The sequence below is a fragment of the Marinilabiliales bacterium genome (assembly GCA_007695015.1).
GTDB lineage: Bacteria > Bacteroidota > Bacteroidia > Bacteroidales > PUMT01 > PXAP01.
The window spans coordinates 48,241-74,221 of sequence record REEN01000046.1; the positions used below are offsets into that span (position 1 = coordinate 48,241).

16 protein-coding genes are annotated in these 25,981 nt (G+C 48.2%); 5 read left to right on the forward strand and 11 right to left on the reverse strand.

The annotated features are described in order from the left end of the window. Positions 1–176: 176 nt before the first annotated feature. The 5 genes from mdh to glmM form a co-directional block, all read right to left on the reverse strand. On the reverse strand, positions 177–1,112 hold the full coding sequence (mdh, locus tag EA408_05060; GenBank protein TVR73350.1) for a malate dehydrogenase: 936 nt from the start codon (positions 1,110–1,112) through the stop codon (positions 177–179). Between the two features lie 124 nt (positions 1,113–1,236). Beyond that, complete coding sequence (locus EA408_05065) at positions 1,237–2,733, reverse strand: TolC family protein (protein ID TVR73351.1); 1,497 nt, start codon at positions 2,731–2,733, stop codon at positions 1,237–1,239. A 38-nt stretch (positions 2,734–2,771) separates the two neighbouring features. After that, positions 2,772–4,109 (reverse strand): FtsX-like permease family protein, encoded by a 1,338-nt coding sequence (locus EA408_05070; GenBank protein ID TVR73369.1) that lies wholly within the window; start codon positions 4,107–4,109, stop codon positions 2,772–2,774. 48 nt (positions 4,110–4,157) lie between these two features. Continuing rightward, the gene (locus tag EA408_05075) at positions 4,158–5,576 is read right to left on the reverse strand and encodes an HlyD family efflux transporter periplasmic adaptor subunit (protein ID TVR73352.1); all 1,419 of its coding nucleotides are present in this window, start codon (positions 5,574–5,576) and stop codon (positions 4,158–4,160) included. Between the two features lie 256 nt (positions 5,577–5,832). Next, positions 5,833–7,209, reverse strand: a complete 1,377-nt coding sequence (gene glmM / locus EA408_05080; protein ID TVR73353.1) for a phosphoglucosamine mutase — start codon at positions 7,207–7,209, stop codon at positions 5,833–5,835. Between the two features lie 176 nt (positions 7,210–7,385). Here glmM and EA408_05085 point away from each other — a divergent pair, with 176 nt between their 5' ends. From EA408_05085 to EA408_05100, 4 genes are read left to right on the forward strand one after another with little or no spacing between them, the layout of a single operon-like run. Continuing rightward, positions 7,386–8,342 (forward strand): rRNA pseudouridine synthase, encoded by a 957-nt coding sequence (locus EA408_05085; GenBank protein TVR73354.1) that lies wholly within the window; start codon positions 7,386–7,388, stop codon positions 8,340–8,342. 46 nt (positions 8,343–8,388) lie between these two features. Then, positions 8,389–10,917 carry a carboxypeptidase-like regulatory domain-containing protein gene (locus EA408_05090; GenBank protein ID TVR73355.1) on the forward strand — a complete coding sequence of 843 codons (2,529 nt, stop codon included), beginning with the start codon at positions 8,389–8,391 and terminating at the stop codon, positions 10,915–10,917. Between the two features lie 11 nt (positions 10,918–10,928). Then, the gene (locus EA408_05095) at positions 10,929–11,807 is read left to right on the forward strand and encodes a GTPase Era (protein ID TVR73356.1); all 879 of its coding nucleotides are present in this window, start codon (positions 10,929–10,931) and stop codon (positions 11,805–11,807) included. A gap of 6 nt (positions 11,808–11,813) precedes the next feature. Continuing rightward, on the forward strand, positions 11,814–13,121 hold the full coding sequence (locus EA408_05100; protein TVR73357.1) for a ribosome biogenesis GTPase Der: 1,308 nt from the start codon (positions 11,814–11,816) through the stop codon (positions 13,119–13,121). A gap of 15 nt (positions 13,122–13,136) precedes the next feature. Here EA408_05100 and EA408_05105 read toward each other — a convergent pair whose 3' ends face one another. Together EA408_05105 and EA408_05110 are read right to left on the reverse strand one after the other, a co-directional pair. After that, positions 13,137–16,289, reverse strand: a complete 3,153-nt coding sequence (locus EA408_05105) for a hypothetical protein (protein ID TVR73358.1) — start codon at positions 16,287–16,289, stop codon at positions 13,137–13,139. Positions 16,290–16,302: 13 nt separating this feature from the next. Continuing rightward, positions 16,303–17,274 (reverse strand): hypothetical protein, encoded by a 972-nt coding sequence (locus EA408_05110; GenBank protein ID TVR73359.1) that lies wholly within the window; start codon positions 17,272–17,274, stop codon positions 16,303–16,305. A gap of 8 nt (positions 17,275–17,282) precedes the next feature. Between EA408_05110 and EA408_05115 the strand changes: the two genes are divergently transcribed. Beyond that, complete coding sequence (locus tag EA408_05115; GenBank protein ID TVR73360.1) at positions 17,283–17,489, forward strand: hypothetical protein; 207 nt, start codon at positions 17,283–17,285, stop codon at positions 17,487–17,489. Here the strand turns inward: EA408_05115 and EA408_05120 are convergent. From EA408_05120 to EA408_05135, 4 genes are all read right to left on the reverse strand, one after another. Next, a complete protein-coding gene (locus EA408_05120) occupies positions 17,483–18,889 on the reverse strand; it encodes a hypothetical protein (protein ID TVR73361.1) in 1,407 nt (468 codons plus the stop codon). The two genes, EA408_05115 and EA408_05120, sit on opposite strands and share 7 nt — an antisense overlap. Positions 18,890–18,891: 2 nt before the next feature. Further along, positions 18,892–19,809, reverse strand: coding sequence for a type IX secretion system membrane protein PorP/SprF (locus tag EA408_05125; GenBank protein TVR73362.1), 918 nt, complete (start codon positions 19,807–19,809; stop codon positions 18,892–18,894). Between the two features lie 4 nt (positions 19,810–19,813). Continuing rightward, the gene (locus EA408_05130; protein ID TVR73363.1) at positions 19,814–23,410 is read right to left on the reverse strand and encodes a gliding motility-associated C-terminal domain-containing protein; all 3,597 of its coding nucleotides are present in this window, start codon (positions 23,408–23,410) and stop codon (positions 19,814–19,816) included. Between the two features lie 170 nt (positions 23,411–23,580). Next, positions 23,581–25,981 (reverse strand): sensor histidine kinase (locus EA408_05135; GenBank protein TVR73364.1); only part of this gene is annotated, 2,401 nt, incomplete at its 5' end.

The window sequence follows — 25,981 nt, forward strand, 5'->3', positions numbered from 1 at the left end:
TGATAGTTTACAGCTCCTGTAATTCGTGGCGCAAATATATCATTTTTTTTTGTAAACCCTGCAGTTAAACCTTAACCAAATAACCCTTATGGCTAAAACATTACAATTGCTTTTTTATTATTCCGGCAACTGCATTTATTGACGGAATAACCTTCAGGACAGGACGGGGCCCCGGTTCAGAAAAGGTTCATGTCATCAAGTGTCTTCATGAGGTCGCGCACCGCATTTGCGGAATCATTGAGCAGTTTCTTCTCATTCTTGTCCAGCTCTATCTCAATCACCTCCTCAACACCCTTCCTTCCAAGCTTTACAGGCACGCCCAGGTAGATGTCCCTGAAACCATATTCCCCGTTCAGGTATGCACATATGGAAAAGATCCGGTGCTGATCGTGCACTATGGCTTCAACCATCAGGGCAACAGCGGCACCCGGGGCATACCATGCCGATGTGCCTATCAGTTTCACAAGGTCACCGCCTCCCTGCCTTGTCTTCTCAACTATTCTGTCTATCTCATCTTCGTTGAGCAGCTGGGATATGGGTATGCCCGATACCGATGTGTACCTGGGAAGGGGGACCATGGTATCGCCGTGGCCACCCAGAAGAAGCGCCTGGACATCACGGGGGGAAGTGTCAAGAATTTCGGCTACGAACGATTTGTACCTGGCGGCATCGAGTATGCCTGCCATTCCGAAGACCTTGCTGTGATGCTTGTTGGCGGCAAGGTAAGCTGCGTAGGTCATTACATCAAGCGGATTGGAGACGACTATGATTACGGCATCGGGCGAGTACCTGATGGCCTTTTCTGTCACCTCCTTGACAATCTTTGCATTGGTTGCGATGAGGTCGTCCCTGCTCATTCCCGGTTTACGGGGAACTCCCGAGGTGATTATTATGATTTCCGACCCTTTGGTTGCAAGGTAGTCGTTGGTAACGCCTATTATCCTGGTGTCGAAAATATTCACGGGAGCTGTCTGCCACATATCGAGGGCCTTTCCTTCGGCAAACCCGGGTTTTACATCAACCAGAACGATCTGGTTTGCAAGAGCCTTGTGAGCTATTACATTGGCGCATGTAGCGCCCACGTTCCCTGCTCCGATAACTGTTATCTTCATGGTATCTTGTTTATTAGAGTAACACGTTTTCAGCTGTTTGGTTCAATGGGATAAAAATAAAAAAATCCTCCCATAAATTGCAGGGGAGGATTTTTTGCCGACCTGATTTGTTCATCACCTGTTATCAGAGTATAAGATCATCAAAGTCCTCGGTAAGTTTCATGTCGCGCTCAAAGTCATAAAGCGTGAGCCTGCGCAGGTTATAATAGTACCTCCAGTAGTTACGCAGCGCCGATATATATCCCCTTCGCGCGATATCCTGTTCCCTGATGGCATCGTTCAAATCGCGCACATCAATCCGACCTATCAGGAACCTCTCCCGTGTGACGTCAAACCTTTTCTTTGCTATAGTATCTGCCTTGGCTGCAATTTCAAGCTGGTCATACTGCATAGTGAACTGCATTACCTCGAGATATACGTTCTGTTCAAAGTCGATCCTTGCCTGCTCTACCTGTGTCCGTATCACCTCCTGGCTTGATTGTGCCATCCTGTACCTTCCCCGTCCCAGTCCCCAATCCACAATGGGTATTTGCAAACCTACCTGGAGCCTCTGAGAGACCTGCGGGTCTTTATAGGCGTCGGCAAACTCCGGGGCACTGCTCGTTAGTCCGTACACCGCAAACAGGTCGGCATTAAATCCCCTTTCAGACCTTGCCCGGGCCACGTCCCTGTCAGCTTCAATCAACTGCCGCTCAAACTGGATCACATCGGGGTTATTTGTCAGGGCCTCGTTCAGCGCCTTGTTGAGGTCGGGCCTGAATACCGGAACATATGGATCTATCAGTAGCTCTATATCGACTGTCTCGTTATAACCAAGGAATGAACGGAGCCTGAACCTCCTGACCTCCAGGTCAAGTATTGCCTCGTTGAGCGCAGTCCCTGCATTCAGGTAGCTGAGCTCCATCTGCAGAAGCTGGTTCTCGGGAATAGTTCCGATGTTGTACCTTCCCTGTGCTATACGGTAAAGGGTGTCGGTGTTTGAATAATTCAGCTCTGCAATCTCGAGGTTCACCTGAGCCAGCGCAAGGTCAAAGAACAGGTTGACTGCCTGAAAGGATACTCCTTCAATTGCGCTCACATAATTCCTTTTGGCCTCTTCAAAGCGCAATGGCTCAATACGCCTTTGCCACCTGAATGCGTTGTAGCCCGACAGTGATTGCCTGAAGCCGATGTTCACGGGCGTGGTCCTGTACGAACTCGAGTCAATGTCGAGGTTGTCAACTCTCTGCAATTCAGAGGACATGAATATCTGACCGCCGGTAAGCCCTATGTTCTGGTTGAGGGAGAGGCTTGCGAGGGAGTTTATGATGTTCCTCTCAATAAACCTGTCACTCCCGTCTGGTAGTGTATAGGTGGTTATTGACCGGTTGAAGTCAGGAAGTGTTCCCCGGAGGTTCAGGTTTGGCAGGAACTCTGCCTGGTATGTCCTGTGCTGCCAGTAGCTGGCCCTGAACCTGTGCTGCGCCAGTATTGCCTGGGGCGACTGTTCCCTGGCAATCCCTACAACCTCATCAAGGGTGAGGTGCAGAACTCTCTGTTGTCCGTGTACAGAAGTTAAATGAAGGCTTAATGACAGGATTAGGATCAAAATACCTGTGTTGGATAGATTATTCCTTTGCATGTGGATCAGTTATGGTTGAAGATATGGATTTTTAAAGACTATTCATAACGTAGCGATTCAATAGGATCTTTCTCCGCGGCCCTTTTTGCAGGTGAGTACCCGAATATGACCCCCACTGATGCTGAGACGAAGAATGCTATCAGGACTGAACTGAATGATACGATCGTCAGTATATCGGCAAAACGGGTGATAAGGTTGGAGAGGATAATTCCCAGGATAACCCCGATCAGGCCTCCTGACACACTTATCAATACAGCCTCTGAAAGGAACTGCACGATTATATCTATCCTGGTGGCACCAATTGCCTGCCTGGTCCCTATCTCCTTGATCCGTTCCATTACCGATGCGAACATTATATTCATAATGCCTATCCCTCCCACAATAAGTGAGATGCTGGCAATCGCTCCAAGCACAATGTTGAATATTTCCCGTGTCCGCTGCTGTTGTTTCAGAAGCAGTTCGGGAACAGTCACTTCAAAATCCTTCACTTCAGAATGTCTCCTGAGCAGCATTCTGCCAATCAGTTCGGCAGTGGGGGAGAGCTGCTCTGTCTCTTCCACCTGTACCACTATCTTGTCAAGCTGGTGGTAGTTCGATGAGGTGTTCTGCGACGGATTGGTGCTTACCATGCTTCTTATCTGCATGAATCCCCTTCCCCCGCCCATAATGTTTACTCCCGACCTCGCCGCGTCGCGCCTGACAATGCCACGGTTGTTGTACCGCATGAGCATGGTCTTGGTAGGGATGTAGATATTGTCATTGTACACGTTAATACCGACATTCTCAAAGGCTGAAACAGATACGTTGGTGCGTTCTATTACCCCAATCACCTGGAGCCATACATGTCCGAACTTGATGTATTTGCCTATAGGGTTGACATCGGGAAAGAAACGGGTCTTGATATTTGCGCCTATAACTGCAACGGCAAGGCCATTCTCTTCCTGGTGCTCATTGAAAACCGTACCCGATTCCAACGGAAGGTTGAACAGTTCAAAATAGTCGCTGGATACCCCGATAAGCTTGGCCTGCTCTCTTTTACCTCCGTATACGGCATGTGAATTGAGGGCTATTTCCGGACTCATACGGGTTACTGACGGGATTGTAGTCTTAATAGCTTCCGCATCGAGCAATGTAAGTCCCCTGCTGAACCTCCCTCTTTCCCTCTGCCCGTTACCGTTTTCTTCATCCGAATCGCCTGTTTCCTGAACTATGGGTGTTATCATTATGTTGTTTACCCCCACCATCTTGATCTGCTCGAGGATCTCCTGCTGAGCTCCGTTGCCTATTGCCAGCATAGTGATAACCGATGCCACGCCGAAAATTATTCCCAGCGCAGTGAGCACTGACTTCAGCTTGTTGGCCAGGATGGACTCCATGGCAATGACTACATCGTGAAAATATTTCCTCATAACACTGTTTATTTATCAGTTACCTGGTCTGGTCGTCTGCATGCCGGCACCTGCTCCGGCAGCCCCAGCACCCGGCTGGCGCATCTGCCTCATGCGGTTCTCACGTTCGCGCAGTACCCGCTCCTCTTCCTGCCTCCTGGCCTGTTCTTCTTCCCTCTGACGCTCCCTTTTTTCTTGAATCACAGCTATAAGGTCTTCTCCAACCAGTCTGTACCTGTCGGGGTTTTCAGGTATGGTCAGATAAATTCTTTCATTTTCAGTCAGCCCGTGCTCAACGATAACATGGTTTTCGTTTGCGCTTCCCAGTACAACTATCTGTTTTGTGCCGTCCCTCTTATACACGATGGGAATGCTGTCGGACAGGTTTATCGCCTCAAGCGGTATATAATGGACGTCATCAAAAGTCTGCGTTATTATAATATTACTGGTGGTCATTGCCGGCCTCAGTATCGGGTCATATTCATTAATTCTTATAAGTACTTCAAAAACCCTGGCATCGGTATTGGGCAACTGCTCTCCAACATTTGCCACGGAGATAATTTCTCCCGTATATGCCCTTTCGGGGAAGGCGTCGACACCGACCCTGACCCTTTGACCTGCCCTTACCTTGCTTACGTCAATCTCATTAACATATGTTCTTGAGAGCATTGATGAGAGGTCGGGCAGGGTTGCCACTGTAAGGTCCCAGGGACTTATGTTTGACCCCACGGTACGCCGCTGGCCGCTCCATTCGCGGTGATAGATGACCATTCCCGATTTGGGAGCCCGGATCTCAAACTTTTCAAGCACATCAAGCATCTCCTGGTACCTCCTTCTCTGTTGGGCCAGGTTGATAGATGCCTCGTTCATATCTTCCCTTGCCTGCTGTATCCTGAGCTGGTAATTCTGTTTTGCCTGCTCCAGGCCCCTCTCTGCCCTGTCAAGGTTTATCTCCGCCTGCCTGATGGTGGCAGGAGGCTCAAACTTCGACTGCTCAAGCGTAAGTCTTCTTTCCTCAACCGTGTAATGCAGGTTGATCAGTTCGTCTCGCAGGTTGCTCAGGGTGATGGTGGTATCCAGCTGTGTCCTTGTAAACTGGGCCTCGGCCCTCTCAAGGGCATCTTCCATATCCTTGAGGGTATTGTCAGATTCTGACCGGTCAAGAAGTGCAACATAATCGCCCGAATCAACCACGGTTCCCTCAGGGATCAGGTCCTGTATCCTGATATTGCCTATCCGGAGGTTCCGGCTCCTGAGCTCGGGTGGTCCCATTATCTGTTCAGAACGTTCAGCCTGCAGCTCTCCTGTAACGGTAACCAGAACCTCAAACCTGCCCTTCATGACCGGTACTTCCAGCATTGCGATATTTTCCTTGTCCCCTGCTATGGCATATATTATTACACCCAGCACCATCGCGCCTATTATGGAAGTTGTGATTATTACGTTTTTCTTCATTGGAGAATGAATTATATAAAAACTATTGATTATAAGTATTAACGGTTTTTTCAGCTGTGAATTTTAAAATCTACCAAAGAAACAAAAAAACAGCTCCAAAAGTTCGAACTTAACTTTTTTTAACCCCGCACATTATGTACAGAGTATCCATCTGAACATGGAATCTGTCATCTGAACCTGTTGGACCTGCTGAGTCCGCAATGGTTTAATCCGGCCTGAACGGATTATTGTTAAGGAATGTTAATGGTTGCAGACACTATCTGATATGGCCGGCGATCCTGTCAGCCAGCATCACTGCCTTCTCCTCCGTTTCTGCCTCCGAATAGATCCTTATGATCGGTTCTGTATTGGATTTACGCAGGTGTACCCATCCTTCGGGAAAATCTATCCTTACACCGTCGGCATCATTTACGGGGTGATCTGAATAAATTGTCTTAATGTCGGAAAGTATCTTTCCGGTATCGATGTTTTCTGAAAGCTCGATCCGGTTTTTTACCAGGTGGTAATCAGGGTACAATTTTCTTAGTTCGCTGCATGAGCTGCCCGACCTGGCAAGATGGGAGAGGAACAGGGCAATGCCTGCCAGGGCGTCACGCCCGTAATGGAGCGGAGGATAGATAACGCCTCCGTTACCCTCTCCGCCAATTACTGCACGGGTCCGCTTCATCTCCTCCACAACGTTCACCTCACCCACTGCCGAGGCACTGTAAACCCCACCGTGCTTTCCGGTAATATCCTTAAGGGCCATTGTTGAGGAGAGGTTTGATACCGTGTTGCCCGGTGTGTTTTGCAGGACATAGTCAGCCACTGCAACCAGCGTGTATTCCTCTCCGAACATCGTGCCGTCTTCGTTTACAATAGCCAGCCTGTCGACATCAGGGTCAACTGCAAATCCAAGGTCAGCTTTTGCCGCGACTACTTTCTCTGAAAGTTCAATAAGATTCGCAGGCAGGGGCTCCGGATTGTGTGCAAAATTACCGTCCGGCTCACAATGCAGTTTTATGATCTCTTTTACCCCAAGGGTTTCAAGAAGCTGGGGCACTGCAGTTCCGCCGACAGAATTGATGCAGTCAACTGCAACCTTGAAGTTTCCTGCCCTGATCGCTTCCCTGTCCACCAGCGGCAGATTCAGTATCTCTTCAATGTGCCTTCGGGTATATCCGGTTTCAACCCTGTAATTTCCCAGCTCATATACCTCAGCATAGTTAAAAGACCCGGAGCTGGCAATTTCAAGGAGAAGTTCACCATCTGCCGCCGAAAGAAACTCACCGCGGTTGTTAAGAAGCTTCAATGCATTCCAGTGCGCCGGGTTATGGCTCGCAGTGAGTATTATGCCCCCGTCAGCCTCTTCAAACTTCACTGCCATCTCGACTGTCGGTGTGGTTGCCGGCCCCAGATCCGTCACATCAATGCCCATCCCCATGAGGGTTCCGCAAACCAGGTGGTTTACCATCTCTCCCGATATCCTGGCATCCCGCCCAATGACCGCCCTGTACCGCTTTTTCCTTTCCTGTCTCATCAGCCAGCTGCCCCATGCCGAAGTGTACATTACAATATCCTGCGGAGTAAGTCCCTCACCCGGTGAGCCGCCTATAGTGCCCCGGATACCCGATATTGATCTTATCAGTGTCATGGCTGCAATTTTTTAAACATAATGGTTGACCGGCTAATTTAATTCAATTGACTGAAAATACCGCAGCCAGGATTAAAAAATCCGGTGCCTGAAAGGTTGCTTATTCCCGGTCAACCATTTTGCATAATATTATGGGCTTAAAAATATTACCTTTGCATTCCCAAAACAAAACCACGATGGCTGAAAAGAGAGATCAGGGCAGGTCCCGCAAAACCGGCAGGCCCCGCAAAACCGGCAAGTCCGGTACCACCGGCAGGCCCGGCAGGCCCGGCGACACTGACAGGAAAGAGGAGCATCCATTTGAAAAATTCAAAAAGAAGAGGCAGGCCCCCGCAAAAGGAATTGCAGGCAGAGCTGTTCCCAAAAAGGCGGCTGATGCTGAAGGCCGGTCAGGCATGCGAACAGCCGGAAAACATTCTGAGATCAGGCTTAACAGGTTTATAGCCAATTCCGGCATTTGCTCCCGCAGGGAGGCCGATGAATACATAAAAGCCGGCCACATTATTGTCAACAACAAAGTTGTTAAAGAGGTAGGCACCAAGGTGCTGCGGTCTGATGTCGTCAGGTTCAAGGGCAAAAAGCTTGATCCGGAGAATAAGGTGTACCTGCTGCTAAACAAACCCAAGGATTTTATAACCACCGTTGATGATCCGCGTGCCAGGCGCACGGTAATGGATCTTGTGAGAAACGCGTGCAGGGAGCGTATTTACCCTGTTGGCCGGCTGGACAGGCATACGACCGGACTTCTTCTGTTTACCAATGACGGCGACCTGACAAAGAAACTCACTCATCCTTCACACGGTGCAGTAAAGATATACCAGGCCGGGCTTGACCGGCCCCTTGAACCGGCTGATCTGGAAGAGATAGCTAAAGGTGTTGAGCTTGATGACGGGCACATCAAGGTTGATGAGATAAGCTGGGCCGATGAAACCGACCGGTCCAGGGTGGGTATCCGTCTCCATTCCGGTAAAAACCGCATCATAAGGCGTATCTTCGGTCATTTTGATTATAATGTTACACAACTTGACAGGGTCTTTTTTGCGGGTCTTACAAAAAAGAACCTTCCAAGGGGGAAATGGAGGTTTCTTAACGAAAAGGAGGTTAATAAGCTGAAGATGAATATATTTAAGTAAGCCGTTCCAGGTATTCAGGCCACAGGCTATTAACAGGTGATAATTTATGAACAGGGTTTTAATTGTAATCGCAACATTTTTGTTTTTGCCATTCTGGCAGGCTGTTGACGCATCCGCTGATATCAGGCTGAATGGCCGGGTCGTAGATGATGTTACCGGTGAACCCCTCGCCTTTGTCAATATTGTTTATACCGACAGGGGAACGGGAACAACAACTGGCATTGACGGCGGTTTTTCAATTACAACCGGTTCGCTGCCCGGATTTCTGAGGCTAAGCTATGTTGGCTATCAGACCATGACAGTCATTCCCTCCGAAGATGATGTAAGCCGCACAATGGTAATCAGGATGAAGCAGCAGCCCGTTTTACTGGAGGAAGTTACGGTTACTCCCGGAGTTAATCCTGCCCACCGGATAATAAGAAAGGCATATGAGAACAGGAGGATCAACAATCCGGAGATGCTCTCATCATTCTCCTACACATCTTACAACAAGCTTTTCTTCACCCTTGTCGCTGACAGTGTTCTATCAAGGATAAACCTGCCGGGCTCTGCAAATGTATCGATCCGGTTTGCATTCACGGGCGGGTCGGAGTCAGGACAGAACGTGAATGAGGCAGAAGCTGAGGCTGAAAAGGTTGATTCAAGTGAGATCCGGCTGCGCGAGTTCATCGAAAGACAGCATATTTTCCTTATGGAATCGGTAAGCAAACGGGAGTACAGGCGACCCGGCAGGAACAACGAACAGGTGGTGGCATCAAGGGTGAGCGGCTTCAGTGATCCGTCATTTACATTGCTGGCAACCCAGATACAGTCGTTTACGTTTTATGAGGATCACATCTCAATAATGGACAGAAGTTACCTGAACCCTGTCAGCCGTGGAAGTGCATCACGATATTCATTCATATTGGAAGACAGCATGTTTACCGAACTGGATGATACGCTTTTTATAATTTCTTTCAGGCCCTATCCGGGGCGGAATTTTGACGGACTGCAAGGGGTGGTCTATATTAATTCCAACGGATATGCCATTCAGCATGTTATTGCCGAACCATATGAACCGCGAGGTTTTTTTACCGTCCGTATTCAGCAGAACTACAATTTTGTTGAAGGGAAGCAGTGGTTCCCCGGCGAACTCAATACTGATATTATCCTGGGGAGGGAAAGTCTGTCTACCGGAACAGAAACAAGGTACAGCCTTGTTGGTATTGGAAGGACATACCTGTCAGATATAGAAATTGAACCGGAACTGAGCAGACGGGGTTTCAACAATATTGAACTTAAGATAGCACCCGATGCGTACCGGACCGATAACCCCTACTGGGAGAAGTTCAGGGTTGTGCCCTTAACAGAAATAGACCTGCAGACATATCACTTTATGGACAGTGTAGGGAGAGAGGCAAATTTTGACCGCACCCTCAGGCTATTTGAGACACTTGCCTCGGGTTATATACCCTGGGGATACCTCAATATTGATTACGCCAGTCTGCTGGATTATAATTATTTCGAGGGTCTCAGGCCGGGAATCAGGGTTCTGACCAGTCAGAGGGTTTCGGAAAGGTTCTCTGCCGGTGGCCATGTAGCATGGGGATTTAAGGACAGGGAAATGAAATTCGGGGCCGGGGCCTCGCTCCTGCTATGGAGGCCGGGTGATGTCAGGCTTGAGCTGTCATACTCGCGCGATGTTGCGGAGGCAGGGGGATACGGGTTTTACGTTACAGGCGTCGATCTCACCTCAGAAAACTACAGACGTTTCATGATCGGGCGCATGGACTATACAGAGGCTTATGATGCTGCACTGTCAATGCAACTGGTCCGTCACCTTGAAGGCAGGTTCTATCTGAACGTAAGAGAGGTTATCCCGTGTGATGCATATGTTTTTGCCGGTGAGGGAACCGAAAGCAGCTCTTTCCTGTTTACCGAAGCCGGAATGCAGCTGCGCTTTGCTTACAGGGAGAGGTTTATGCAAACACCACGCGGAACAAGAATATCGATGGGGACTGATTACCCTGTAGCATGGTTTAATTATGGAATGGGAACGGATATCTTTGGCGGCGGGTATGAATATACCAGGATATCAGCTGCTGCATCACATACTTTTACAACACGAAGTCTGGGGAGAACTTCACTGAAGATCGAGGGCGGGGTAGCTGACCGGAATATGCCATACCAGGTTCTCTTCAGCGGCAAGGGTAGCTACAGGGGCTTTTCGGTTGAGGCGGCCAACAGTTTCGCCACAATGCGTCCGTCCGAATTCATTTCCGACAGGTTTGCATCGCTTTTCCTTCGTCATAACTTTGGGAGCCTGCTTTACAGATCAGGTAGTTTCAGACCTGAAGTGGTGCTGGTGACAAATATGGGAATCGGAAAACTTTCAGAACCGGGTAATCACCTCAATATCCCTTTAAGAACAATGGAACAAGGGTATATTGAATCGGGCCTGCTGGTGAACAACATCATCAGGCAGTTCTTCATGGGTTACGGTGCAGGTGTTTTTTACAGGTACGGGCCCTATGCTTTTGAGCGGACAATTGATAACTTTGCATTTAAACTGACTCTCAGCATCAATCTCAGATAAATAACATTGATATGGGACATAAATCGGGATTTGTTAATATACTGGGCAATCCAAATGTTGGCAAATCAACCATCATGAACGCCCTTGTCGGTGAAAATCTGTCGATAATAACTTCGAAGGCACAGACAACCAGGCACAGGATCATGGGCATAGTTAACGGCGATGATTTCCAGATTGTCTATTCCGATACTCCCGGCATCATCAAGCCAAATTACAAGCTCCATGAATCGATGATGAAGTTTGTAAGCAGTGCAATTACCGATGCCGACATACTATTGTATGTAACCGATGTTGAGGAAGATATGCTTAGAAACGGCGAGTACCTTGCCAAAATCAGCAAGCTCAGGATACCGGTAATTCTTTTAATCAACAAAATAGACCTGAGTTCCCACAGCAGGGTTGAGGAGCTGATGGTAAAATGGGAAAAGGTTCTTCCGGGTGCCTTCATCATTCCCCTGTCGGCCAAGGCAAAATTCAATCTAGACAAGGTCTTCGGCAAGATTGTCGAACTTTTGCCTGAATCGCCGCCCTATTACCCCAAGGATGCTCTTACTGATAAGTCTGAAAGGTTTTTTGCCTCCGAGATTATCCGTGAAAAGGTTTTTCTGAATTACCAGAAAGAGATTCCGTATTCTTCAGAGATTGAAATCGAGGAGTTTATAAGGGAGAAGGACCTCTTGCGGATACGGGCGGTCATTCATGTTTCGCGTGACACCCAGAAAGGGATAATTATTGGGAAAAAGGGTGCTGCATTAAAAAAAACCGGGACAGAGGCAAGAATTGACCTGGAGGAATTTTTTGGTTCCAGGGTATACCTTGAGCTTTTTGTAAAGGTTACCAAAGACTGGAGGTCCAAAGAACAGCAGTTAAAAAGGTTCGGATACAGATAAAAACTTATGAGTTATATAGTTGCAATTGTTGGCCGCCCCAACGTGGGCAAATCGACCCTCTTCAACCGGTTGTGCGGCGGGAGGAAGGCCATTGTTGATGAGCTTTCTGGTGTAACGCGTGACCGTCACTACGGGAAATCAGACTGGAACGGTAAAGAGTTCTCGGTTATTGATACGGGAGGTTACATTACCAGATCGGATGACGTGTTTGAGGATGAGATCCGGAAACAGGTTCTTCTTGCCATCGATGAGGCCGATACGGTGTTGTTTGTAGTGGATGTCACAAATGGCATTACCGACCTTGATGAGGCGGTTGCCGTACTGCTTCGTCGCAGCAGCCGGAACACCATCCTTGTTGTGAACAAGGTTGACAATTCACAGAGGTATTATGATGCATCTGTTTTCTACAAGCTTGGCCTTGGAGAGATATATCCGGTATCGGCGATTAACGGATCAGGAACAGGGGAGATGCTTGATGCAGTTACTGCTGCTATACCCGGAGGTATCAGTGAGGAGCGCACGGAAGAGATCCCCTACTTCGCCATTGTCGGCAGGCCCAATGTCGGAAAATCATCGCTGGCCAATGCCTTACTGGGTGAGGAGAGGAACATTGTTACCCCGGTAGCAGGCACCACCAGGGATTCAATACATTCCTACTATAACAAGTTCGGCCATGAATTTTACCTGATCGATACCGCCGGACTGCGGAAGAAGGGGAAGACCATGGAAGATATTGAGTTTTACTCGATAATGCGGTCGGTGCGTGCGATTGAAAGATCAGATGTTTGTATTGTTATGATAGACGCAACAGCGGGTATGCAAGCTCAGGATGTTAACATATTCAATCTGGCTGTAAGGAATAAAAAAGGAGTGGTCATTGCTGTAAACAAATGGGATCTGGTTGAAAAGGAGACCAATACGGTGAAAAGCTATACTGCGATCATTAAGGAACGTATATCGCCTTTTGAAGACGTTCCGGTAATTTTCACCTCGGCTCTTACCCGGCAGCGTATTTCCAGGCTGCTTGATGCTGCATCTGCGGTTTATACCAGGCGAAAACAACGGATAAGCACATCAAAACTGAATGAGGCGCTCAGGCGCGCGGTGGATCAGTTCCATCCCCCGGCAGTAAAGAGCAAGCATATCAAGATCAACTATGTTACACAACTTCCGGTAAAAACTCCTGCATTTGCCTTTTTCTGCAACCTTCCTCAATATATTAAGGATCCTTATAAAAGGTATCTTGAAAACCGGCTAAGGGAGAACTTCGACTTCACAGGAGTGCCTTTACAGCTTTTCTTCAGGAAGAAATAGGTTCAGGCACAAATACTATACCTTTATACCCATGAACAATACGTCATCAACCTGTTCATGGTCCCCTTTCCAGAGGTTGAAACTGGTGAGTATATGATCATGCTGTTCATTCATGGTTTTACCGCAAATGTCGGTCAGCAGATTCTTAAGCCTTACCATTTTGAATTTCTTGCCGAGCGGACCACCGAACTGATCGGGATAACCATCGCTGAACAGGTATACTATGTCACCAGGGTCAAGCTGGTAACCCTGGTTCTCAAAAGCTTTTTCCTCGGTTACGTAGCCTCCTATCGAGTTGCGGCTTCCCCTGATATACATGAGTTCCCCTTTGTGGTACATCATAATGGGCCGCATTGCAGAGGCAAAACGTATATAACGGGTATTGAGGTCAAATTCACATACGGTAATGTCCATCCCGTCAGTTGATTTACCGGAAGGGTCAACATTCTGGTTCAGGGTGCTTGTTACTTCCCTGTCAAGCGTGCCAAGGACATCGGAAGGGGAGTTTACGTCAGTTCTCATGCATATATCCTTGATCAGGGTTGTACCAATCATCGACATGAACGCACCAGGAACTCCGTGTCCGGTTGAATCTGCGCATACAATAAGGAACTTGCTGTCATTTACCTTGTCAAACCAGTAGAAGTCGCCGCTCACAATATCCCGGGGCTGGTAAAACACAAATGACTCACTGAAGTTCTCAGATATTTTCGAGACGGGCGGGAGGATGCTTGCCTGTATTCTCTGGGCATAGTTGATACTGTCGGTAATGTCCTTGTTCTTGACCTCAATCTCAGCCTTCTGCTCGACAACTTCCCGGGTCCGTATCTCCAGCTCCCTTTCGATACGCTCCTTTTCAATACGCAGGTTACGCTCTCTGATCTTTATGAAAAGAAATAGTATGAGCCCTGCCAGCGAGGCAACAATCAGAAAGAAGTACCATTTTTTCCAGATCGGTTTATCGATATTTACAGCAAGTGTAACGGGATACTCGGTGGATATACCTTCAGCATTGGTAGCTCTGAGAAGGAATGTGAAATTACCGTCATCAAGCCGCGGATAGTATGCGAACCGCTGTGCGGAAGGATCGGACCAGTCCAGGTCATAGCCGTCAAGCTTGTACTGGTAAAGAACCTTCTCAGGATCCGCGTAGCTCAGTCCTATAAAATCGATCCTGACCCTGTAGCTGCCGTATGGCAGTATGATGCGGTCAATATTCTCATACAGGTCATCCGAGACCTGGACAGAGGTGATATTCAGCAATGGTGATGTGGCTATATCTTTCTCCTTTGAGTTGTCATATATTACCAATCCGTCGCTCGTGCCGAAAAGCAATACCCCGTCCTGTGTCCGGTGAGCTGCATTGAAGTTGAAGTCCCCCGTCACTGAACTTTCAGTACTGTAGGTTCTTATATGGTATGTTTCAGGGTTGATCCGGCTGACACCCAGTCTGTGTCCTGCCCAGAGGCTTCCCTGGTCATCGGTAATAAGGCTGTAGCAGAAGTTACTGTAGAGGCCGTCGCTCGTTGTAATCTGGATAAGTGTATCCTGTGTTATATAAATAAGGCCGTTTCCGTTGGTTGCGGCCCATAGGTTACCGTTATGATCTTCTGTAATGGCAACGAAATCAAGCTCCATGGAGGCGATACCAACAGACCTGCTGTTCTCTGCGTCCACAATCCTGTTACCCCTGGTTGCCACCCATTTTGTGCCGTCTGAGGCGGTGAAGACACTTCTTATAAAGTTATGGGGCATCCCTTCATCTGTTCCGAGCCTTTTTCGTTCCCCGCCGACAAGATCAAATTCCAGGATACCGCTGCTGGTTGCAGCCCTCAGCACGCCGTTTTCGTGGTCAAGGTCATGTATGCTGTTTTCCAGTGAGTTTGCGGAGAAGTGGAAACGGGATGCCGAAAGGGTTCCGGTATTTAGTTTATAAATACCATTTTCAGCCGTACCTATCCAGATGTTATTTTCATGGCAGCAGGTAATTGCAGTGACCATATCGAATGGAAGGCCCCTGGCGGTGCCTATGAAAGTCCTTTGGCCGGTCAGCTTCGAAATTCTCAACAATCCGCTCTCTCCTCCCAGCCAGAAGTATTCGCTGTCGGAAAACACAGAAAGCACATTATTGCCGAAAGGCTCTTCAAATGATCTGATGAAACTCAGCGATTCATCAGACAGCATTGACAGTCCGTCAAAAGTTGCAAACCAGTAATTGCCTTCCCTGTCGGCATAACTCTGATGCACAATATCTGATGGAAGTCCGTTGGCAGTTGTGAAATTCTTTATCTCTGCCTTCTCTTCTGCACTGAAGAGATTGCTTATCCTGTAAACACCTTGCCCCCTGGTAGCAACAAGGAGATTGCCGGCGTGGTCGCGCCCCAGGGACTCTATGATGGTGTTTCCGATCCCGAGGGATTCTCCCACATCAGAAGCAATAAAAGATCCGTCTTCAGCTTTTGAAATGTAAAAAAGTCCCCGTCCCCTGGTCCCCGCAAAAACGCCGTTATCATCAGGCAGGAGAAAGGATACGGCAACCTCCGGCAGCCCTTCTGTCCTACCAGCCCTTTCAGGACTGTCTCCCGGAGAGTAGGTGTATAAATGCAACCCGTCAAATGACCCTATCAGAAGTTGGTCATCTGCCGTTACCGACATGGCCGTAATGGCCGTACCTGCGAACATGTCCTGGAAGTGGGAGGTGTTCATCTCATCATCTATCACAAGGAGTCCGTGTTGCTGCGATGCAACCAGGATATTCCCATCCCGGTCTTCAGCAATACCGGTCACCATTGTCCTGACCTCTCTGTTATCGGTAACGGTTATCCTGTTGCCGGACAGAACAGCTATGCCACCGCTGTTATACCCGTACCATATCCTGTTGCGGGAATCTGTGAAGCTCCTTACAGTAAATCCCGGCGGTATTGAGTCCCCGAAAGGGTTAACCTCAAAATCAAATCCGTCAAACCTTGCCAGCCCGGTGCTTGTCCCCACCCAGATAAAGCCTGATTCGTCCTGGGCAACGGTATATGCAAACCTGTGCGGGAGCCCCTGTTCAATACCGTAGTTCCTGAAGCGGTATTCCTGTGCCTGCACGGAAATTGCAAAAAGAGATGCGATGACTGCGGCAATGGCTGCCTGTCTGATAAATGGATCAGCGATTTTATACATTTTTTTATGATTATCAATTTCCTGCAGGCCTTACCCCTATGCTGTACCGGTATTGCGGAACGCCTCCTATTGGTATAACGTAGAACGGAAGTGCCTGGTCATACTGGTTGCGTATTGTTACCACGACGTTATTGTTCCTGATTACCGGGCTGGCCTGTTTATGGAACTGAAGATCAAGAGAGGTGCCCCTCTCCCCTTCCAGTATTGTGAACCTGTTCTGTGCCCAGTAATCATCACCGGATACATCCAGCAACTGACCCTGCCGCTCAACCGAAACCAGCCTGATAATACCGTCATAGTCCCAGTCAAAGTTAGAGATCTCAACGGTAATTGTTTCATCATCTATGTATGGATAGATATGGGAAACCTGGCTGGGGTCGTTCCAGAGCCTGAAAGTGTAGCTGTATGCGAACGCGTTGCCCCCTTCAACGGGTATGTTCTGGTCGGGGCTTGTGGAGAGGAAATAGCGATAGAGGTTACCGTCATCTCCCTCAACTCCCTGTGCAATGATCTTGAACACATTCCCGCGGAACTTCTCCACGTATTCACCCTCCATGGGGTTGAACGGGCCAAAAGTATACCAGGCAGCATCGTATTCGGGTTCATAGCCGAACGTCCTTGAGGCAATAAGGTTGCCGCTCCGGTAGTTGCCATCGGGCCCGGTACCCTGTGCGTCGGGGTGTGACCATGTTTCAGGCCCCCCGTAAACGGAAAAATTTACTTTTGTGTTCCAGTACCCGTTTATTTCGTCATACTGGCCTCCGGTTACCGGATTATAAACCCTAATATAAACAGGATCGGTATGATCTTCAGGAATCAGGAAAAAGAAAGTCTGTGTAAAATTGTCATCGCCCCAGGAAGGGCATGCATCACCGCCGAAAGTCACAAGCCAGGGTATGTTTTCATCGGGGGCGGGAACCGGCTGCGAGTGTGCCGTAAAGAAGAGTAGATGCCCCATGATTATCAGGATTGACAGATTTCTCATTGTTCGTTATGCTTTTGTTTTTTGGATCGGATAAAATTAACTATTGTCGTTTATACGGTAAATTTACCAAACTGTTTCTTTTTTTCAGGATCAAACATCTGCAAAAACGGGTCAGGTTATGCAGTTATGCCTGCATAGTATCAAATACCGTGCCCCGCCTGTTTCTCTGGCAAAAGTCAGATGGCAAGGGAAGGTATAACTGCTGGATCTACTGATTTTCCAGAACCACAATCTCCTTGTACACACACAACCTTCTGTATCCAAACGGGGAATTGGGGTCAGAAATTACTCCCAAAGTAATTATGTAGGTTCCGGGATAGTCATATGTGTGGTTAATTATCTCCCCGGTAGTTTTTGTGCCGTCGCCCAGCTCCCAGTAATACTCATCAATGTCAAAGTTGCGCAGGTAGGTGTCAGTTGCATCGATGCTGATTTGCTGTCCCGCAAAGACCGTATCAGGAGCATTGATATAGGGCTGTTCAACCCTGGGGGTGGTGAAGTTGTAGAATGCAACATTGGACTGTGCCTCTCCGGTGATGACATCAATTACATCGAGCCTGACGGTATATGTCCCCAACTCACTGAAACAGTGTTCCGCTTCCAGTCCCCTTATCCTGGTGCCGTCGCCCATGTCCCACAGCAGGTATAGGGTTGTGGTGTCAACATTTTCAGCCCTCTGCTCATAGAAAACAAAGCAGAGCTGCTCCTCCTGTATCGTTTCACAATCTGTGAACAGTGGGAATGTTGAGGTAAAGGAATATATATTGTCTGTACCCTCCCTGTTTGATGAGAAATAACCGTTTGTAAGTTCCCTGTCGGCAATGAAACCAAAATCATCATATTCTGAATTGAATGGGGCTGGCATTTTAACGGGTGACTGCCAGTTTTCTTCCCGCCGGAAGGTGTAATAGAGGTCAAGTGTTTCCCCGTTGGTCCTGTTGGAGGAGAAGTAGAGCCTTCCCCCCTGGTGTTTATAGGGGAAGACTTCATCTCCGGCTGAATTCACCTCGCTGCCGAGGTTGACAGGAGGAGACCAGCTGTATGCCTGAAGGGTAGATTCATAAATATCCATTCCACCGTATCCTCCGGGCATGTCGCCTGCAAAAAAGAGTGTCCTGCCGTCGCTGCTGATGGTTGGGTGTGCCAGGTTGTAGTTGTTGCTGTTATAGGGAAAGGGTCTTATATTGGTCCAACTGCCGCCGGCATAATCTGCCATAAAAATGCCAAGTCTTGAGGGATCCCTGCCACTGCCGGGAATATTCCTGGTAAAAAAGATCGTGGACCCGTCCGGTGAAAAACTTACAGGCCCGTCATGATAGTTGCTTTTCAGGCTCCTGTCAAGAAGTGAGGGATCCTCCCATCTGCCGGACCTCCTGCGGGAGGTTTTATATATGTTAAAAAGATTCTCCCCTTCATCTGTTGTACGGGTAACAATTACACTCATTCTGCGGTTTGTTGTAAAAACAATCCCGTCGTCGTAATATGCCGGTGCAAATTCATCGAACCTGTCGGTTGTGAAAGGGAGGCGGGTGATCTCATAGAAGTCATTCTGTTGCGCATCATTAGTTGCGCCGGCAAGGAGGATAAGTGTCAGTATTAATATTGGTTTCCTCATTGTTAAAAGTATCGGGGGTTAACAGCACTGACCCTGAACCTGAAATCATATATAAGCGCTATTTCATGAGAACCGCTATGGTAGCTGCTCAGTTTTCCCATGGAGTAGTCGTATGTATAACCCAGCCGCAGCCTGTCATTAATCTGGATCTTTACCAGTCCGACCAGGGCATCCTCTATCCTGTATGATGCACCTATCCATATCAGGTCTCCAAGGATAAAGGAGAGGTTGGCGTCTACCTGGACCGGGTGGTTTTCATTGTACTTGACAAGAAAACTGGGCTTGATCTTAAACCCTCTGCTCCCTGTCACAAAACCCGCGGTAACCAGGTAATTATAGTTGCTGTAATCATGATATATAACTGCTTTACCGTTTCTCGTGCTGTCACTGAGGAAATATGGAACTGATGCCCCCAGGAAAAATCTTCCGGTATAGTAGTAGATGCCAAATCCGATATTCGGAAGCATGTCATGAGTTGCAGGTTCGCTGAAAACCATATCACCGGGGTCATGCAATGATATCCGGCTCCAGTTGGCGCTTCTGCTGATGCCTCCGGCCTTGAGTCCAAGCGCCAGCCGTCCTCTGCCGGCAGGAATCCTGTAGGCATAATTAAAATAGAGGCTGGTATTGTTTCTTACATCAATCTGTTCATTGTTGAGAAAAATTCCCAGGGCTACGTTTTCATTCCTCATAGGGGCGTGCATGCTGAGTGTCTGCGATACCGGGGCCCCGTCAAATCCAACCCACTGGTTCCTGTAACCAAGGGTTATGTTAAAAACATCGCGGCTTCCTGCATAGGCAGGGTTGAGCGCCAGTCCGTTCAGCATATACTGGCTGTAAACCGGGAAAAGGTGCTGTGCATTCAGCTTGGAAAATGCAATGAAAAAGATCAATATAGCGGTAATTATCTTCAATTGTATTGTTTTATCGCCTTAAAACTATGAAACCCTTGTATGTGTATTTGTTGTCAACGCTGATAATATAGTAATATGTGTCTTCGGGAAGGTGCACCCCGCTGTTGTTTCTTCCGTCCCAGTCGTTCATGTAATTGTTGCTCCTGAATACGACATTACCCTGCCGGTTGAATATTGTAAGCTCATTGGTAGTAGAATTTTCAAGTCCCCGGATAATAAAGGTGTCGTTAAACCCGCTGTTGTTCGGTGAGAATCCGGTGGGGGCGTCAATATCCCTTATTAGTATTGTGACCATATCTGATACGGGCTGGCATACCCCGTTATATAAGGTCCATGAGAAGATGTTCTCTCCGAAACCCAGCCCGGTCACTTCTGTACTGGGGCTGTCGGGAAAAACAATGTTCGCCCCTCCTTCGACAACTTCCCATTTCCCATAAGCTTCGGGCATGCCCGGAGGCAGTTCGGCACCAAGGAGGGTTTCAAATGTGTAATAGTATTCCTGGTCTTCTCCTGCGAAGGTGTTCTCAGGCTGTTCATAAAAAGTCACCGTGATATTGTCATCTGCCCGGCACCTCCAGTTAGTCTCGGTCCACGTAAGGGTATATGTGCCGTATTCTTCTACCGTAACCGTTGCCCCGGGATTTGAAGGGCCGGGGCTGAAGGTTGCGTTGCCTGATGATATTTCCCACATACCCCTGCCAAGGGTTGCCGCTGCGTCAAGACTGAACGTGGGTCCGCAAATATCGCCTCCTGTCCCGGGATCCGGTTCAGGGAAAGCATAGACTCTTCCACTTAATGATCCGGTAAGATGCTTTTCGGGGACTGAACAGCCAAACCCGTCAACCAAACTGTAAAAGGTGTATGAATAATCTGATGAATCAGGGGTTGACGGAGTTACTTTCGTGCTGAAGTCAGGAGAAACAAGTCCTTCGGCTGTAAATAACTGCGATCCGTCTGTATATACAAGATCCATAGGAAACTCTCCATTGAACGTGAAAGCCAGATCAATCTGTTCGCCTTCACAGATAGTGTCGTTTATACCGGAAATGCTGCCAAAGGACAGGGGATAGAATTCAGCAACCGTGATATTGCTTGTATCCCGGCATGCATCATTCTCTCCGCTGAAGACAATTCTTCTGAAGGAGGTTGTATCTGAAAGGGGAGGGGCCATGTAATCCCTTTCATCCGGATCCCCCTCTGCTGTCTCCCATGGTGAGCTTCCGGCCGATATTTCCCACCGGTAACTGTAAATGCCGTCACCACCCTCAGGTTCACTGCCTTCAAACAGCTCAGGAGCCGCCATATAACAGATGACCTGGCTTTCAGATATTGTATTTCCGGATATGAGCGGCAGCACTATGATGGTGTGCGGGGGACTTGTATCCTGGCACTCCCCCGATTCGGCTGTTCTGCGGTAACGTGTTGTGCCTGTAAGCGAACCGGGAGAATATGACGAAGATGTCCATCCCCCGTTGACAGGGTTCCAGCTGCCATCCTTGTCAGTTTCCCATGAATAGCTGTATGATCCGTCACCAAGTCCCCCGGCAAGGGCAACAGGAGCCGATATGCCCCCGGGTGTGTCGCCGTGGCATATTGTCTGGTCATCATCCAGAAGGTTGTTGCGTATTTCAGGATGCACATCTATGGCCACAAAACCAGAAGTGTCAATGCACACTCCCGAAGTCACAACCCTGATAAAAAGCGTGGTGTCAGCCAGCGGGGGAGGAAGGTAATTAACACCGCCGTTGTTCGCCTCCACCTGGGTCCACTGCCGGGTCTCTTCAGTATAGAAGTTCCAGTCATATTCGAAAGTACCTGTGCCGCCCTGAAAAGGAATGTCGCCGTCCAGCCGGCCGGGCTGGTCCCCTGCACATATGGTTTGGTTGTTGTATATTACATTGCCCAGTATCTTCGGCTCAACAGCTATTGTCAGTATATTGCTTGAATCTATTACCGGGGGAAAATCCTTGTCTTCAACTATCCTCATGAATTCAGTTGATTCAGTCAGCGGTCCGGGTTGATAATCCCGCTCCTCGGCCCCGGCTATCACGGTCCATTCCGTATCTCCCGCGGGACGTCTCAGCCAGAAGAATTCATATGGCCTTTCGCCTCCCCTGGGAATGGTGCCCTCCAGTATATCGGGGGTGTTCTCTTCACAAATAGTCAGCCTTTCAGTTCGTATGCCGTTGAAAAGTATTCCGTTGAGGGAGATTTCAAGCTGTTCTATCAATCCTCCCGGGGTGCCAATGCTAGATTCGTTCGGTTCATTCTGGATTGTGTTGGTCCCGCTCGGGCCGGGCAGTACCACCGTATTTGCCCCCTCCGGAAGTCCCGGTCCTGAATGGATTATTACTCCGCCACCGCCGCCGCCACCGGGCCCACCCATGTCGGAGTGCTCTACATCACCACCTTTGCCGCCCCGTGCAAACATGTTGACAACTCCCCTGTAGTGGTCGATGGATGCCACTATGGTTCCGCCGCCGCCGCCACCACCGGCGCCCGCAGCGGCGATACCGGTGACCGATTCACCGTCTGCTATGATAGCAGCTTCATCGCTTCCTTCAATATAGTTTGCCACGATTATGACCATTCCGCCTCCGCGTCCGCCACTCGTGGCATTCCTTTCAGATGAGCCTGTTGCGCCTCCGCCCGCTCCTGCCATGTACAGCCTGTTCCGGAAATTAGCCGATGCATCGAAAAGCTGGTCCCTCAGCCAGTACCCACCGGCACCACCTGTATCAAAACCCGGATCGCTGCAGGTTTCCGTTTCATTTCCCCCGAAACCTCCCTGGCCGAAATTGGCCCCTCCTCCTCCTCCTGAGAAGAGTCCGTTACCACCCCCTCCTCCCGTGGCGAAGCGCCCTTTCCCTTTTGCGAATTGATCGTCAAGGAGGAAATTATCTGCATCAACAATATAATAAGTTGCCGAGCCTTCACCTTTCCGGCCTGCCTTCTCCGAGCCTTCAGGGAATGACTGGGCGCTGTATGTTCCGGGGTCGGATGCGGCGCATACCTCACTGGTAATCATTACCGGCTCCGCCCCTCTGAATCCTGCTGCTGAAAGGTCTATGTTATCTTCCAGATAAAGGGTGTTTGTTACGATAAGCGCAACTATTCCTCCTTTTTCACCGTCCCAGGGCGTTGCGGTCAGGGGGCCTGTGACAGTTACATTTTCATACCCCCTTACTCTTACAAGCTGTAAAGTTTCAACGGCCGAATACTCTTTGAGGAACTCCCTCGTGAAGGTTATGGTGTTCCCGGAAATGTCGCTGATTATCAGGAATTCATAATTGCCTGCATTGTTTATGTTCTGCTGTTTTCCGTAGTCTGCCGGGGGACTGGTAAGGATGCCGAGTCCTTTCATCTGGATCAGCAGCACCGTGTCCCTTGGCTGGAATATTGACGCGTCCTTAACGGTAACGGACTGGTTACTTTCAACCGATTCTACAGCTGCATATTCATTAATTGTGCCAGAAATTCTTGACTGTGACTGAAGATGCTGTGCAACTGAAAAAAACAAAACCGTCAGCAGGAGTAATTGCAGGGTTTTTGTTGCTTCCTTTCTAATGACCGTATTATTGGCTAAGCTGGTGTATTTCAGGAACACAGACAGAGTTGTTTATATTATTGCCGGAAGCCAGGGTATTATTAAACATTTCCCGGTACCGCCAAACAAATATAGCAATTAGTTGCATATTTGCTAACGACACGCATAAAGATTTTTATCCGGCAACCGGGGCGCACAAATATATTCTGAAAGACCTGCCGGCCATGCATCTACTTACTTTCATCATCATATGACCCTGCCTCCATGTTTTTGGGACCGGCCAGTGGCAGTCTGAACCAGAAGCAACTGCCTTTATTATATTCACTCGAGAACCCTACAGAGCCCCCATACTGTTCTGCGATATTCTTTACTATTGCTAATCCCAGTCCCGTACCACCTGACTTTGATGTGAAGTATGGGGTAAACATCTTGTCTTTTATGGAAGGATGGATGCCTTCCCCGTTATCGGTTATCTCTACAAGAGCCATATCCTCCTCCCTTTTGAGCTCAATTGTTATCTCACCGCTTCGGTCTTTTGGGATTGCCTGTGTAGAGTTTTTCAGAAGGTTGACCAGGATACGGTTAAGTTGCATCCGGTCAGAGATTACGTGAAGGTCATCATTCCCGTTAAGCCTTAGATCGATATTTAAATTACCTGAATTGGAGAATAATCCTGATACATTCTTTATGGTATCAGTAATATTGACCGGCTCTCTTACTGCACCGGGCAGTTTTGCAAAATGGGAAAAGGCAGTCGCGATAGATGAGAGATGGTCAATCTGCTCGACCAGGTTTCCGGTTGTTTTTTTGAGGATATCTTCCCAGTTGTCTGTCTTGTCCTCCCAGGCTCTCTGAAGATGCTGGATGCTCAGTTTCATGGGTGTGAGCGGATTTTTGATCTCGTGTGCTATCTGTTTGGCCATTTCCCGCCAGGCGCTCTCCCGTTCTGACCTTGCCAGAATACCGGCGCTGTTTTCGAGTTCCTCCACCATTCTGTTGTATTCCCTTATCAGACTGCCTATTTCATCGTCACTTTCATAATCTATCTGTTCGTTTTTTCTGCCTAATGACAGTTCGCGGAGTTTATCCTGTATGAGCTGCAGGGGTTTGGTAATGGTATTTGATACAATTACTGCGATCAGGATCGTGATCAGTATAAGTACGGCATAAATGTTGGCAACTGCAACCACCAGGGTATAGATCTCTTTTGTCAGTATGTAGTGCCTCGTGAAGTAAGGCAGGTTAAGGTATGCGAGTATTTCATTATTCGTATTGGTGAAGGGTACATACGCCGAGAGGTAGGAGAGGTTGCTGATTGACTCGCTGTGAACAAAACGTGCATTGTTGTTTATTACCATCTCCGAATAGGCAACCGGATTCATCTTCTCTCCAGTGAGGCCCAGATCAAACACTTCGGGCCGTGAAGAAGCATAAAGGTCACCTTCAGTATCATACAGGTTGATGTCTGTGTAAAATACATTCGAGAATTGTATCAGCAGTTCAGTCACGTAATACCTCATATCAGGTGAAAGCTCCCTTTCAATGCCCAGCCGGTATTCCAGTTCAATCAGCACTGATTGTATCTTTTCGGTAATATTCTCAAATTGTTTGTTTTCAAATTGCATTATGTTGTAGTAGACCGTGCCGGCACCGATTATTATGAGAGATAAAAGCAGGACCCCGATCATTGAGAATTTGATCTTGTTCTTGAAGTTGACCCGCAACTTCTTCAGCCTCGGAGGATATTTGCATACAAGCAGTGCAAGTCCGTACAATAAATAAAAGAATGCAAAGCTGTATGAAAAGGATGTAATAAGGTCGATGGTGGTTGTGAGAGGTTTGCTTACTATAATAACATTGTCGTCGTCAACCCTGTATGTGAGGTGTTCATAACCTCCTTCCCGCACAAAACCCATCTGATAGTCACTTTCAGTATCTAAATGGAGTCTGAGCGGATAGGAATATGTTCCTGTCCGCGTAATTAGCTGTCCCTTATTATACTTGGCATTTGAGTACTGAGTAGCAGAAGGGGGTCTGGAAAATTTGCCTTCAAGCAGAAGCTCGGGATAACCAAGCTGGTCACTCAGCAGTTTGCTGTCGAGTGAAATGAACAGAGTCTTTTCCCATGGATAGTCATCAAATTCGAACAGGATCATTCCAAGGTAGCTAATCCTTCCGTTCAGGTTGTCCAGGAAGTAAAACCCCGAATTTCTGGAGATTGGCAGGCCCTGTTTGTCTGCCATATCATAAAAGAAACCATAACAATCCACCAGTTCTCCTACATCTTCGAGCCAAAGGTCAAAGTCATGCCCGCATGGAGCCACCTGTAATTCATAATTCCTGAAATAGCCGCTGAAGTAGGTTGCTTCTATATAGTTATACAGTTCGTAATCCTCATAGTACATGCCTGACAAATTGTTTATCAGGAAGCTGTCCCGCCCCATTTTGTATTCGATCTCCTCGAACAGGAATTCTGCCACCTGGTCCCTTTCATTAGCCAGGTTCATTACAATAACCTGCCTTACACCCTTTTCCTTTTTGCTGCTACTCGAGGTTATAAAAGCAATGGAAAAAAGGGAAACAAGCAATACAAGGAAAAGGTGGAGGGAATAAGCATACCTGTATTTGAAA

What these genes read in the sequence shown, in the direction of transcription:
- mdh (TVR73350.1), bottom strand. Translation starts at nt 1,112, where the DNA reads ATGAAGATAACAGTTATCGGAGCAGGGAACGTGGGCGCTACATGCGCC.
- EA408_05065 (TVR73351.1), bottom strand. Translation starts at nt 2,733, where the DNA reads ATGCAAAGGAATAATCTATCCAACACAGGTATTTTGATCCTAATCCTG.
- EA408_05070 (TVR73369.1), bottom strand. Translation starts at nt 4,109, where the DNA reads ATGGAGTCCATCCTGGCCAACAAGCTGAAGTCAGTGCTCACTGCGCTG.
- EA408_05075 (TVR73352.1), bottom strand. Translation starts at nt 5,576, where the DNA reads ATGAAGAAAAACGTAATAATCACAACTTCCATAATAGGCGCGATGGTG.
- glmM (TVR73353.1), bottom strand. Translation starts at nt 7,209, where the DNA reads ATGACACTGATAAGATCAATATCGGGTATCCGGGGCACTATAGGCGGC.
- EA408_05085 (TVR73354.1), top strand. Translation starts at nt 7,386, where the DNA reads ATGGCTGAAAAGAGAGATCAGGGCAGGTCCCGCAAAACCGGCAGGCCC.
- EA408_05090 (TVR73355.1), top strand. Translation starts at nt 8,389, where the DNA reads ATGAACAGGGTTTTAATTGTAATCGCAACATTTTTGTTTTTGCCATTC.
- EA408_05095 (TVR73356.1), top strand. Translation starts at nt 10,929, where the DNA reads ATGGGACATAAATCGGGATTTGTTAATATACTGGGCAATCCAAATGTT.
- EA408_05100 (TVR73357.1), top strand. Translation starts at nt 11,814, where the DNA reads ATGAGTTATATAGTTGCAATTGTTGGCCGCCCCAACGTGGGCAAATCG.
- EA408_05105 (TVR73358.1), bottom strand. Translation starts at nt 16,289, where the DNA reads ATGTATAAAATCGCTGATCCATTTATCAGACAGGCAGCCATTGCCGCA.
- EA408_05110 (TVR73359.1), bottom strand. Translation starts at nt 17,274, where the DNA reads ATGAGAAATCTGTCAATCCTGATAATCATGGGGCATCTACTCTTCTTT.
- EA408_05115 (TVR73360.1), top strand. Translation starts at nt 17,283, where the DNA reads ATGCTTTTGTTTTTTGGATCGGATAAAATTAACTATTGTCGTTTATAC.
- EA408_05120 (TVR73361.1), bottom strand. Translation starts at nt 18,889, where the DNA reads ATGAGGAAACCAATATTAATACTGACACTTATCCTCCTTGCCGGCGCA.